General features: G+C 68.2%; 15 protein-coding genes. 9 read left to right on the top strand and 6 right to left on the bottom strand.

Features of this window, described 5'->3' with window-relative positions; genetic code table 11:
- A partial coding sequence (locus IE258_RS39835) for a DUF2637 domain-containing protein (RefSeq protein ID WP_189750688.1) occupies positions 1-199 on the bottom strand: 199 nt, incomplete at its 3' end.
- Between the two features lie 1,185 nt (positions 200-1,384).
- On the opposite strand from IE258_RS39835, the gene IE258_RS39840 reads away from it, so the two are divergent.
- Genes IE258_RS39840 through IE258_RS39850 form a run of 3 tightly spaced genes read left to right on the top strand, consistent with a single transcriptional unit; the run spans position 1,385 to position 3,098 of the window.
- The gene (locus IE258_RS39840; protein ID WP_134655112.1) at positions 1,385-1,624 is read left to right on the top strand and encodes an antitoxin MazE7; all 240 of its coding nucleotides are present in this window, start codon (positions 1,385-1,387) and stop codon (positions 1,622-1,624) included.
- A 3-nt stretch (positions 1,625-1,627) separates the two neighbouring features.
- Positions 1,628-2,008, top strand: coding sequence for a toxin Doc (locus IE258_RS39845; protein ID WP_189750677.1), 381 nt, complete (start codon positions 1,628-1,630; stop codon positions 2,006-2,008).
- Positions 2,009-2,066: 58 nt separating this feature from the next.
- Positions 2,067-3,098: an NAD-dependent epimerase/dehydratase family protein gene (locus IE258_RS39850; protein WP_189750678.1), complete on the top strand. Its 1,032-nt coding sequence runs from the start codon at positions 2,067-2,069 to the stop codon at positions 3,096-3,098.
- A gap of 3 nt (positions 3,099-3,101) precedes the next feature.
- Here IE258_RS39850 and IE258_RS39855 read toward each other — a convergent pair whose 3' ends face one another.
- On the bottom strand, positions 3,102-4,457 hold the full coding sequence (locus tag IE258_RS39855) for an NsdA family TPR-like regulatory protein (protein WP_189750679.1): 1,356 nt from the start codon (positions 4,455-4,457) through the stop codon (positions 3,102-3,104).
- 388 nt (positions 4,458-4,845) lie between these two features.
- Here IE258_RS39855 and IE258_RS39860 point away from each other — a divergent pair, with 388 nt between their 5' ends.
- The 6 genes from IE258_RS39860 (at position 4,846) to IE258_RS41580 (ending at position 8,374) form a co-directional block, all read left to right on the top strand.
- A complete protein-coding gene (locus tag IE258_RS39860) occupies positions 4,846-5,187 on the top strand; it encodes an ATP-binding protein (RefSeq protein ID WP_189750680.1) in 342 nt (113 codons plus the stop codon).
- 138 nt (positions 5,188-5,325) lie between these two features.
- Positions 5,326-5,658 carry a DUF6415 family natural product biosynthesis protein gene (locus IE258_RS39865; protein WP_189750681.1) on the top strand — a complete coding sequence of 111 codons (333 nt, stop codon included), beginning with the start codon at positions 5,326-5,328 and terminating at the stop codon, positions 5,656-5,658.
- Complete coding sequence (locus IE258_RS39870; RefSeq protein WP_189750682.1) at positions 5,655-6,179, top strand: ATP-binding protein; 525 nt, start codon at positions 5,655-5,657, stop codon at positions 6,177-6,179. The genes IE258_RS39865 and IE258_RS39870 overlap by 4 nt, the downstream gene beginning before the upstream one ends.
- Before the next feature lie 56 nt (positions 6,180-6,235).
- Positions 6,236-7,015, top strand: coding sequence for a hypothetical protein (locus IE258_RS39875; protein WP_189750683.1), 780 nt, complete (start codon positions 6,236-6,238; stop codon positions 7,013-7,015).
- Positions 7,016-7,551: 536 nt separating this feature from the next.
- A complete protein-coding gene (locus tag IE258_RS41575; protein ID WP_229892743.1) occupies positions 7,552-7,827 on the top strand; it encodes a hypothetical protein in 276 nt (91 codons plus the stop codon).
- A gap of 100 nt (positions 7,828-7,927) precedes the next feature.
- Positions 7,928-8,374 (top strand): group II intron maturase-specific domain-containing protein, encoded by a 447-nt coding sequence (locus IE258_RS41580; protein ID WP_229892745.1) that lies wholly within the window; start codon positions 7,928-7,930, stop codon positions 8,372-8,374.
- A gap of 208 nt (positions 8,375-8,582) precedes the next feature.
- Here the strand turns inward: IE258_RS41580 and IE258_RS39885 are convergent, their stop codons facing one another.
- From IE258_RS39885 to IE258_RS39900, 4 genes are all read right to left on the bottom strand, one after another.
- Positions 8,583-9,560: a TauD/TfdA family dioxygenase gene (locus IE258_RS39885; protein WP_189750685.1), complete on the bottom strand. Its 978-nt coding sequence runs from the start codon at positions 9,558-9,560 to the stop codon at positions 8,583-8,585.
- A gap of 178 nt (positions 9,561-9,738) precedes the next feature.
- Positions 9,739-11,136 carry an MFS transporter gene (locus IE258_RS39890; RefSeq protein ID WP_308434250.1) on the bottom strand — a complete coding sequence of 466 codons (1,398 nt, stop codon included), beginning with the start codon at positions 11,134-11,136 and terminating at the stop codon, positions 9,739-9,741.
- Between the two features lie 49 nt (positions 11,137-11,185).
- Entirely contained in the window at positions 11,186-11,392 is a 207-nt protein-coding gene (locus tag IE258_RS39895) for an MbtH family protein (protein WP_189750687.1), read from the bottom strand.
- Positions 11,393-11,504: 112 nt separating this feature from the next.
- Positions 11,505-12,212 (bottom strand): phosphopantetheine-binding protein (locus tag IE258_RS39900; protein ID WP_308434251.1); only part of this gene is annotated, 708 nt, incomplete at its 5' end.

Below are 12,212 nucleotides of genomic sequence, written 5' to 3' on the forward strand. Positions count from 1 at the left end.
GCCGCAGCAGCGGGAAGGGGATGCGGATCCAGGTCAGCAGCAGGTCCAGGGCGAGCAGCACGCAGATGCCCGCGTCGATGCCGATCGGGAAGACGTACGAGAAATTCCCGAACCCCTTCTTCAGGGCCAGTTCCCGCACCGCCGCGTACGAACCCGCGAAGCCGATCCCGGCGATGACGACCGCACCGAAGACGACCATGCCGATCAGCACCCGATGCGCCCGGGTCAGCTGAGGCACCCCACCCGTCCCCGCTGCCACGCCCCATTCCCCCAGACAACTCGCCTCTCACAACTGTGTAAGTACCACACTGTCACGACACACGACGCGTTGTGACTGACCCCCGAAGTTCGGCCCCATCGTCTGGTGAAAAGCGATCACTGTCGAGCGCTGCCCGGGAGCAAACCCGTGCTGTCCATGTGAGCAGCCGGTGAGCGCATGTGTGCCGGAAAGCCGCTTCAACGTTCACCAAGTTGATCACCGACCTGAAGGGCGGCCCCGTGACCAGGGCGCAGCGGTACCCAGGGCCACCCTTGCCCTACCCGGCCTGTCAGCGCGCAAGGCATTGCGACCATAACCGCAGCCTCACACATGGTGCAGCTCGGAGAATTCAAGAGAGTGAGTAGCATGAACCTGCTCACCTGCGAAGACCAGTGCACTTGCGAGACGGTGTGCGGAGGTACATCAGAGCCGAACGGCCCCCTGGAGGCGTACGGCGGAACCAAGTTCGGCTTCCCCGGTACAGGGAGGTGTCCGGCCGTTCCCCCTTTGGGTAGGAGACGATGCGGGAGGAGTGGACGAGCGGACTGTCCGGGATGTACTTGCTGCCGTCCGGCTTCCCCGTCTCCATGAAGTAGCCGAAGTACGCGGCTCCGTTACCAGGCGCAAGGGAAAGGGCCGGTGGCGCTTCATCCGCGATGGAGCCGACCTGCAGATCGTCGTCCGCGTCCGGGCCTGGCTCGCTGATCTTCGCGAGCTGCGCAAGCCCACCGAGTACGGCCAGAACCCGCCGACGGCGAGTTCGCCTACCTTCCGGCCAAGCCGCGCTTCCGTGCCCTGGCTGCCACCGGCAACCTGAAGCGGAGGAAGAACGCGACCGTACGGGGCCTCTTCCTCACCGGCCGGGCCGTCAACGTGAGGGTCAAGGCACGCGCCGAGAACGCCGGCGTCGCGCTGATCAACGGTCAACTGGACGCCGGACTCCACCCTAGCCAGCGACGAGTACAACCTGCCCGACGGCACCATCGAGGACGACCCAATGGGCGCCGTGCCACTCTGGGGCGCTCTCAAGGGCCGGGCCGCGTTGGATGAACCATAAACGCGCTGGTCAGCAGCATATTTTCAGGTGGGTAGTCTTGGTGCGGTCTCAGGCGGCATACTCGATGTATGGCTGGCATCGAGATCGACGACACCACTGTGGCCACGCTGCAGGCCCTGGCGGACGACGCTGGGCTTCCCCTGGAGACCTACCTCACCCAGGTGGCCGAGGAGAAGCAGCGCGAGCGCGCGCTGGCCAAGGGCGCCGAAGCATTCCGCCGGGTGATCTCCGACCCGGAGACCGTCGCCGCGTTCGACGCCGAGTACGGCGGTCCCGCGCAGGTGGCGCACACTCCGCGGGCGGCCTGACCTGTGCCTGCCGAGTACTACGTCGACTACCGCTGGTTCCTGGAGCGTCAAGAAGAACTGCTGGATGACCTCGCGGTCAACGACTACTCCGTGTTCGTCGGCTTGGCGGCCCGCCACAAGGTCGACCCGCCCCGACACGACCAGCACCGCCCTGACGCGTTCTGGCGCGCAGCGGTGATGCTGGAGGAGTGCGTGATGCTGCGGCCGCTGCCGACCCGCAACGAGCTGTACGGCTACACCGTGGCTCTCGCCTACCTGTCCATGCACGACGAGCCGGTGAACACGAAGTTCGAACTGTGGCGCGAGCTCATCGCCGACATTCGCGCGCTGCGCCTGGACTCTTACGGCATCGCCGAGCGGCTGCGCTCCTGGCGTCTGGCCTGACCCCGGGTCGCGAGAGGGGCACTGGCCTGCGGTCCCGCCTTCCGGCAGGATCACGGCCATGAGAATCCTCGTACTTGGCGGAAGTTGGTTCCTCGGCCGTGCAGTTGCGCAGGAGGCGCTCGCTCGGGGGTGGGAGTTGACCGTCTTCAACCGCGGCCGGTCCGGGACCGTGCCGGAGGGCGCCCAGACGGTACGCGGTGACCGTACCGTCGCCGCCGACCTGGCGCGGTTGGCCAGTGAAGGGCCGTGGGACGCCGTGGTTGACACCTCCGCGTCCGAGATGGCGCCGCGCGACGTCCTCGCTGGCGCCCGCGCACTGGAGCCGGTCGCCGGCCGGTACGTCTACGTCTCGACGGTAAACGCCTACCGCGGCTGGCCGAACCATCCGCTGACCGAGGACTCGGAAGTCCTGGACGGCCCGCCGGACTCCGACGTGGACTACGGCCGACTCCCGGACGACTGGGACGGGCCGGACTGGTACTACGGCAGGCAGAAGGCGGGCGCCGAGCGAGCGACCACCGCGGCGTTCGGTGAGGACCGGGCCGTCATCCTCCGGCCAGGCGTCATCCTCGGGCCCGGCGAGTACGTCGGCCGGCTCCCGTGGTGGCTCAACCGCGCCGCCCGTGGGGGCCGGATGCTCGCCCCGGGCGCCCCGGACAAGCCCATCCAGCCCATTGACGTGCGGGACGTGGCCTCGTTCGCGCTCCACCAGGCCACCGCCGACACGGGCGGGGCGTACAACTGCGTGGCGCCGACCGGCCGTAACGCGATGAGCGACCTCCTCACGGCCTGCGTGCTCGTCACCGGCGGAGATGCTCAACTGGCCTGGGCCCCGGACAAGGTGCTCCTGGACCAGGGCGTGAAGCAGTGGACCGAGCTGCCGCTGTGGCGCACGCACGCCGGCGTATGGAAGATCGAATCCACGCGGGCGCAGGCGGCCGGGCTGGTGTGCCGACCGCTGGCGGACACCGTCGCCGACACCTGGACGTGGCTCCGGGACGGCGGCATGCCGGTGGAACATCCGCGCTGGGCCGAGCACGGGATCACACCGGAGAAGGAGGCCGTGATCCTGGCCGCGCTCGGCCGGTAGCCGTCAGGCTTCGATCGCGAGCGGGTTCGCGGCGCCGAGCCGGCGGGCCGGGGAGAGGGCACTGAATTCCTCGATCTGCTCAGCCAGAGCAAGCGCTGCGGGCGCGCTGCGGAAGTCAGGACGGGTCAACTCGATCCGGGCCGCCGTCAGCCGCTCCATCATCCCTGACCCGCGCCAGCTCGGCGGCACCTGGAAGACCGGCGTCAATGCCTCCTGAGCGCCTTCAACTTCATTGCGGAGCAGCCTGGCACGTGCCAAGTCGACGGCTGCCGGGCCCGACACCATGATGGGCTGCTCGCCTTCCGGGCACGCGCGCAACAGGGTGAGCGCCCTCGTGGCGAATTCCTCCGCCGACTGGGCGTCGCGCAGCAACAGGCACGTTGTCGCGTTGCTCATGGCCGTGCGAGCGGCGTCGAACGCGAACTCGCCGCCAATGTCGTCGTGCAGCTCGTCACGGCGGCCACTGCTCTGCTCCAGCGCTTCACGGACGGCCCGCTCAGCCTGATCGGTGTTGCGCAGGTGGCCGTGTGCACGGGCCTCGATGGAGTACAGGCGGCGGCGGGCAGTGTCTCCGAGGCCACCGAACGTCTGGGCGGTCTTGGCGAGCCGTACGGCCTCGCCGGGGCGCCCGTCCCAGAACGCCATGAAGGCCACCATGCCGTAGGCGTACGCCTGCACAGGGCCGTTGCCGATGGTCTTGCCGTACTGCGCTGACGAACGCGCGAACGAGACGGCCGGCGTGAGGGCGCCCAGGTCGAAGGAGACCGCTGCGAGCAACGCGCTGGCCTGAGCCGCCGCGTAGTAGAGGCGCGTGTGCTGCTCGGGGGACCGGGTGCGTTCGAGCAGCACCTGCGCCTGGTTCAGTAGGCTGGTCGCCTCCTGGTAGACCACAGCCGGGGCGGTACCGCCATACCGGCGCGCAAGCTGGACGAGGTCGTCGTGCAATTGGTCGAGTGTCATCTCGTCCAGGTGGAGCGAGGCGGCTTCACTGGCGTGCGAGGCAGCGTCCCGAGCGGTCATCAGCAGATCACTTTCGTCAAGCACGGGCGGGGATGGGGCCCGAGGCGAGCAGTCTTGCTCCAGCTCCTGGATGTCGGAGGCTGAGCGAAGCAGGTCTCCCACGGGCCTCTGGAACATGCGCTCCAGCACCCGAGCAGTGGGAGCGTGGGGCGCCGTCTTCACCGCCCCGAACTTCAGGAAGCGCTCGTAATGCCGCGCCACTGGTGCGGGAGCAACGGTGTGGCCCTCTGCCCTCAACTGGTCAGCGACGCGTGTGTATTCGTCGCTGAATGCCGGATGGGAGCGGATCCCCCGTCTGGTGGCCAGCAGGAACAACACTGTGCGCTGACCCTGGTCCATGTCCCCTCCACGGAATCGGTTCCCCTCCATGGGATACCGCGGTGGCTTCCCTTTGGAACTGTCCCTCGCCAGAAGGCGGGAAGAAGTCATAGCGGCGTCATCGTGTCATCCGAACGGTCCGTCAGAAGTCATAACGCCGACATAGTCACAACTCCCCCCGTCCCACAACGCTAAGTGCTCGAATCGCGACGAGGAGGAGACAATGGGAACGGCTACGGCGCCGAGCACGACCCTTCCCACCAGAAGCGTCTTAGCCGGCCACAAGCAGGGCCCGCTCCACACGTGGGCGCGGGTTCGCAAAGCGGATGCAATGGAGGCGAACTTCGCGATCGCCCGGCGCGGCCCCGGAGAGCCGATACCTGATCGGGACGCTCGCCGCGTTCAGGGCATGCGGAGACTCACCCGGGCCCGGCTGAACCACTGCGGCCTGTCCAGCATGTGCGATTCTGCGGCCCTCATCGTCTCGGAGCTGGTCACCAACGCCATCCAGCACAGCGGCGGAACTCAGGTCGCCTTCAGGATGCAGCTCCGGGACGACCTCCTCTACCTGGCGGTCGAGAGCGGCGCGTCGGGGAAGCCGGCCGTACGCGAGGCGGACAACGACGCCGAGCACGGCCGCGGTCTCCAGCTCGTGGAGTACGTAGTCGTCGCCCTCGATGGCATCTGGGGTGTCAGCGACGACGGTGCCACCGTCTGGTGTCTCCTCCCAGTGACGGGAGACGACCAGTGACGCCCGTGGCCCTCCCCCGTCGCGACGCCAGCGCCGATGTACCGCGCTGGGTGCGCCCCGTGGAACCCGCCCGTCTGCCGGACCGCGCCAAGGTGGAGGCGACCCTGGCCGCGGTGCGCGCCTGGCGCCCCTACGACGGTGACGCGTGGCTGGACGACGTGGCCGACGCCCTCGACACAGTCCCCCCCGCCCGAAGACCTCGTCGACGAACTCGCGCAGCGTCTGCGCGGGTACCTGATGCAGCTCGTCAGCTCTGCCCTCACCAGCGAGGTGGAGAGGCAGGACGGGCGGGCCACGCGGCTCATCACACGCGCCCGTGAGGTGCGTGAGGAGGAGCTGCCCGGCGACTACCTCAAGTCCGTGGTCCACCTGCGCAGGATGGGCTGGGCCGTGAACGAGTCACACGACCTGCTGACCGAGCTGGAAGCCGTCAAGGGTCCGGACTCGTTGAAGGAGGGAGGCACGCCATGACCTCATCGGCTCCGCGACGCCCTTCCCCCGGAGAGAACCGGGGGACCGCCGAGGCACCGCTCCTGGCACTGCCGCCCTGCGCCGGGGCTCCGACCGGTTCGTCCCTGGTGCGGAGCTTCACCACTCACCTACCCGGCGACACCCGCGCCCTGTACCTGTCGCGCGTATGGACCCGGCGCATCGTCACCGTCCTGTGCTGGCACGGCAACGTCCTATCGGCCGTGGAAGCGGTCGCCCGGCTCGTGGACAACGGTGTGAGGCACGGGATTCCCAGCAGCGTGCCCTCTTCCGAAGTGCAGCTCACCCTCAGCATCGCCGCCGACGAGATCGGCTCGCTGGTCATCGACGTCGCCGACCTGAACCCGGCGTTCCTCGACTTCGACGCCGCGGTGCGCGGGGAGAGGGGACGTGGCCTGTGGCAGGTCGCCTCCCTCAGCGCCAAGGTCACCCGATTCCTGCCACACGAAGGCCGCGGCAAGACCGTCCGAGCTGTCCTCGTCCCCGGGCCCGTGGACGTGTGAAGCCGCCGGCCCGGCCGACGAGACCCCGAACCACCCCATGAACCTGAGAGGACAGCGTGCGCAGCGCCTGGACGCAACGACCCATCTACGACCGGAACAATCCGAGTCGCACGGCGCCCTCGGTGGTCAACTACGACCTGGATCAGCTCAAGGTCGGTGAGAACCGCGTCGTGGTGGGCCGCAAGGACGGCTACGACCTCTACGACCGGGACATCGCCCCGGGCGACGGATGGAGCCGCGCGCTGTACGCGCCGGAGTGCACGTGGCCGCGAGGCGCAGCCCTGTGCGTCCTGGTCGAGTGGCACCCGGACCGGAAGGTCGGATCGGATTGGGCTGCCCGGCTGAAGACAGTAACGGCCGGCCTACGATCGCTGGACTACGTGGTGGAGTGGGCGGGCCGCCCCATCGACCCGGAGAAGGACCTGCACGCCAACCTGCTCGTCTACCGCATGGAAGCGGGCAAGAATCCGCCGCGCCGCCCTAGCGACGCGTGGGCATTCATCCCAGCACCGCGCACCTACACGTGGCCAGAGAAGAGCCCTCTGGAGCTGATGGAGGGATGGCTGAAGCAGACCAAGGCGGCTCGCGGTACCCGGCTCATGGTGCGGGACGTCGCGACTGCCCTGTGGTCGCCAGAAGCAGACCGCTGCGGGCTCGTGCGCTGGTGGCCAGCTCAAGACAGTGCGGAAGCCGTCAACGGCGGCCTTCGCGAGATGGCCATGACCATGTGGGACACCGGTTACCGACTCCGGACGCAGGAACGCGCCCTGCCTGACGCCGTGGAATCGGTCGACCTGCTCGTGTACCGCGAAGCGACCGCGGACGCTGTCGCCTGACTTCTGCCGGGGCGCGGCTGCCGATACGGCCCGCCTCCCGACAGAGCAACACCCCCGGCGCGGGGGAGCAACGCCCGACTGCTCTCCCACGGCAGGAGCCCTCCCCGCGCCGGGCCTTCAAACGGCTGCTCGACGGTCCCGCACTGCCACGCCCCGGACCGCTGAGCAGCTACCGCGGCGCCTGTTCCGCCCTCCCCCGAGTGGAGCGGGTGCCGCGGCATCTCCACCCCCTGGGCGTCCGTCGGACTCTGTAGCCCGGACGCTCCGTGCACCACAGGCAGCTTCAATGAGGAGACAACCAGTGATTCCGCACGTCGTACTCACCTGGGTCGCCACCGCCCGTGGCGGAGCAGAGAACTCCGTCGCCGAGCTCGCGGGGAACCTGGCCCGGCTGATGCCCAGCGTCGATGTGGTGCGGTGGCGGCAGGGCGGCCCGGCCGCCGGCTCCTGCGCCCCTGCGCACGTCCACGAGGTCACGGACTGGCACCAGCAGGCCGTCGCCCGGCGCCTGCTCGCCGAGCGACGACCGCCCCGTCGTGGTGATCTCCAGCCACCGCACCGCGGCCGCCGATGTCCTCCTGGCCTCCAACGCGCGCGTCATCCCCGTGGTCCGGCACGTCGTCAACGCCGACCAGGTCCTCCGGGTCATCAGCCCCAACGACGGCGCCATGGTCGAACGGACCAACGGCACCCTCCCCTGGGAACTGCTGGGTTCGGTACCCGTCTGGGTCGGGCATCTCTCATGCCTCATCGGCGGCCCTGCGCAAGCACACCCCAGGCCCGGTACGTCAGCACCATCCACAACGGCGTGACCATCCCGGCAGAAGCCCCAGTCCGAACGAGGCCGGACGAGAGCCGTCATCGACGCGGCCGGCACCGCAACTCCCTCGCTGCTCGTACGGGTTCGACTTCTTGGGGTTCCGCGTCCAGTGGCGCCGCAAGCGAGGAACGGACGAGTGGCACGTCTACACCTTCATCGCTGACCGGCCCATCCGGCAGCTGAAGGACAAGATCCGTGCCCTGACGAGCAGAACGTCGCAGCAGAACCCCAGGGACGTGCTGATCAGGCTCAACCAGATCATGCGCGGCTGGGCCAACTACTTCAAGCACGCGGTCTGCAAAGCCGCTCTGAGCTCCCTGGCCAGCTTTACGTGGCACCGGGTGATCAGCTGGTGGATGGCGCTGCACCGCTGGAATTGGGAGGAGGTCCGCCGACGCTTCACCGACCGCAACGGGCGGTGGCAAAAGCTCTCGGCAGACGGGGTTGAACTGTTTGACCTCCAGGCGGTGACGGTCACCCGCTACCGCTACAGAGGCAACACGATCCCCACCCCCTGGACCTGCCTCAACCACGCCTGAACGGCAGAGTCCGTGGAGAGCCCGGTACCCGGAGACGGGTACGCCGGGTTCGGCGAGCGGCACGGAGAAACGGACCGGTGGCAACACCGGCACCGCGCTCCGTGCCGACTCAACAGGCACCCCCGTGCTGGACGCAAGCGGGCGTTCCCCCGACGGTGCGAGGTCAATTCCTTTCGTCGCGCGCCCGCCGGAGAACAGGGGACGGACCTCAGACGCGGATGGAGACTTGTCCGTACCCGTGCTCGGACGTTTCGCGCGCGGGGCGGGTCGCGCGCCCCGGTATCCGGGCCAGAGTGCGCTTCAACCAGCGGTCCGTGCCGTCATATCGCGGACGGAACGGCACGCGGCCGTGCACGACGACATCGTTGTCGACCACCAGGACGTCGCCCGGGGCCAGACTCAAACTCATGGACACACGCGCCAGCTCGGCCCCGAGCCGGGCGTAGGCCGCTCGATAAGAGTCGTCGGCCTGTTCCAGTGGCGTGTACGCGGGGTCGAATCGCAGCGTGAGACCCTCGGGTGACTCGAACACCGCACTGACCCGCGGGGGCTTCCCGTCGAAGCCCGGGAGGTCGGCGTACGCGTCGTCAGGCAGGATCGGCAGCACGGGTTCGCCGAGCAGGCGCACGTCCTCCGGTGACAGATCCGTGCGGCGCACACTGGCCGCGGTGGTACCGACCAGGTCATGGTTGCGCAGGCAGAGCAGCAGGAGCAGATGGGCGCGTTCCGGGTGGAAGGCGTCCTCCGTGTGCGGGCTCAGAAGCACCGTACTGCTCGCGCCCGTCTGTTCGGTCTCATGGCCGCGGGACGGCACGATGTTGTTGACGACCCGGCCGGCCTGCTGGCCCTCCCACGCGAGGGGCCGTCCCAACAGCATCGTGATGAGAAGGAGGACGACATCCCAGATCTCACCCGCGTCCCCGGCGCTCGACCAATGGGCGGGCGTGGGGCCCAGCTCGTCGTCGAGGACCTCGAGGCCACGGAGGATGAATAGGCCTTCGGGCGAGAAGACCGGACGGAATGCGTCGCCCACGCCGCCCGCCAGGGCCTGTGCCGTCTCAGGCAGTGCTGCGAGAAGTGCGGGGCTGCTCGCGGGTCCGTGGTTGGCGAGCAGTTTGCCCGCAGCGACGGTCAGTTCCGCGACGGCATCGACATCAATCTGCCGAATCAATCCCTCTAGGCTCACGGAAGATCTCTCCTTCGGTCCGGTCTTTCTACAGGTTGGGGTGGTTTCGGAATACGCGGGCTCGGCGAAGAGTGCAGGCCGACGTCCTGCCGCGAGCCTGGGATTTCGGTGACGGGCAGGGAAAGGACGCCCACACCTGCGGGGGCAAGCCACCTGCGCGTGGAAGCGGTGGTGACGTTCAGGTACGGGCGTTGCCCGGATCGCTCACCGCGTGCTCCACGCGGTCCGGGGAACCCACAGTCCCCTCAGGGGGGTCCGTGGTCACGTCGTGGGTTCCGGACAGCGTCCATCTGCTCACGAACGCCGCGAACAGCAGCACTGCGCCGCCGGCCAGGAAGGGGCTTCTGAGTCCCCATGCGTGGGCGAGCAAACCGCCGGCCGTCGTTCCGAGGGCACTGGAGCCGGCGACCGTCATCAGGTAGGCCATGCTGACCCGCCCGAGCAGAGATCCGGGGACGATGTCCTGCCGCAACGAGACGGCGGTGACGTTCCAGGTAACCGATGCGATTCCGTAGGCGGCGATCATGCAGGCCGCCACCGCGCCTGACGAGGAGAGGCCGGCGCTGGCCGCGGCCAGGGCCGACCCCGCCAACGCGAGAGTGAGTGTCCTGGAGCGGCCGATGCCGAGGCTCAGGCGGGGCGCCACGGCAGCGCCCAACAGCCCTCCCACGGAGAAGGACGCGATGAGCAGACCGAAACCGGTACTGCCCAGCTGAAGTGTCTCCTTCGCGAAGAGCACCAGGACCGCTGTGAGGCCGGCGCTCACAAGGTTGGACACACCGGAGGTGAGGCAGAGAGCGCGCAGGAGCCGGTGCTTCCCCAGCCAGCGAAAGCCTTCCGCCATGTCTCGGCGCACGGGCCGCGCATCCTCGGTGGCGCCTGTCTCGCCGGCCCGGTAGCGTCCCGGCAACAGTGCCATGAGCACGGCGGCGACGCCGAAACACAGCGCGTTCACACCGAACGGGGCAGCCACGGCCCACGCGAAGAGAAGGGTGCCTCCGGGCGCTCCGAGCAAGGTGTCTGTGATCAATGACCCCGCCTGGAGACGCGCATTGGCACGAGTTCTTCCCTCCGGACCCACCAGCGCCGGAATGATCCCCGCCCACGCTCCGCTGTACACCACCTGCCCGCTGCCAAAGAGGAATGCCGCGATCGCGAGCACGGCTATGCCCACGGTTCCCGTCGCGGCGAACAGGGTGAAGACGACGGCTATCACCGCGCGTACCGAGTCCGTGATCCACAGTATCCGACGGCGGTCGAAGCGGTCCGCCATGACTCCCGACAGGGGACCGACGACGAGCCAGGGGAGTTGCTCGGCCACCAGGACCAGTGCGATCAAGCGCGGATCGCTCGTGACCCGTGTGGCGAGCAGGGGCAGAGCGGCGAAGCGCACGCCGTCGCCGAGACTGGACATGACGACCGATCCCCATACCAGCTGGAATCCGGATCCCAGCGACACTCGGTCGCTGTTCGGTCGTGCACTCATCCGCGGCACTCCACTCTGTGACCTCGCTCTGAGAGGCCGGTGACCGGTGATTCCTGACAACACGCCCGGAACACCGGTGACCGGCTCCATCTGTCGAATCGTTGACTCACGCGAAGACCTTCGAAGCCTGTGCGGCTCGTCAGCCGGTGAGGTCGATCAGGCTCTTGGGCCGCATGTCGGTCCACTGTGCGGAGATGTGATTGAGACATGCCTGACGGTTGTCGGGACCATGAACGATGGTCCAGCCGTCGGGTACCTCGACGAAAGATGGCCACAGGGAGTGCTGGTTCTCCGCGTTCACCAGAACGAGGAACTCGCCGGAGGGATTCTCAAAAGGGTTTTCCATGTTCTTTTCTTCTCTCAGTCGTTTTATGAGGAGGGATCGGGCCATCTGTTGGCCGATCCCGGTTTGGCTTCGGGAGCGGATTCTCCACTCGCGGAACCGTCACCGCGGACGGTCACTGCACATTCCTCCACTCCGCCTCGAGCTCGTCGAACTCGCCGTCCTCCAGGGATACGAGCGGTCCGGCGGAGCGGGGTGAGGGCTCCGGTGTCTCGTCGAGTGCACGTGCGACCGCATCGAGAGCTGCGACCGTCTTATACGTGAAGACGTCCCGCGGCGTAATCACCACACCCGCCCGACGCGCCCGCGACACCAACTGAATCGAAACGATCGAATCCCCGCCCAGATCGAAGAAACTGTCGTCAATTCCCACAGCCTCCAGTCCGAGTACATCGGCGAAGAGACCTGCCAGCACTTCTTCCTGAGGCGTCCTCGGGGCACGGCCGGTCGCCGCCACGGTGAATTCGGGGGCGGGGAGGGCTGTGCGGTCGAGTTTGCCGTTGTGTGTCAGGGGGAGCGCTTCGAGGGGGACGAAAGCGGCCGGGATCATGTACTCCGGCAGGTCCTCGGCCAGATGACGACGCAACTCCGCCGGGTCAGGACTCTCCACGTCCCCGGGGGTCGTGGTGTACGCGACCAGGCGCTTCACGCCCGGCTGATCCTCACGCACCACAGCCGCGGCCAGGGCGATCCGCGGATGGCGTGCCAGCGCCGCCTCGACCTCCCCCAGCTCGATACGGAAACCGCGCAGCTTGACCTGGTCGTCGGCCCGCCCCACGAACTCCAGCCGGCCCTCACCGTCCCAGCGCACCACATCACCCGT

It is taken from the genome of Streptomyces tendae, assembly GCF_014650435.1.
Classification (GTDB): domain Bacteria; phylum Actinomycetota; class Actinomycetes; order Streptomycetales; family Streptomycetaceae; genus Streptomyces; species Streptomyces tendae.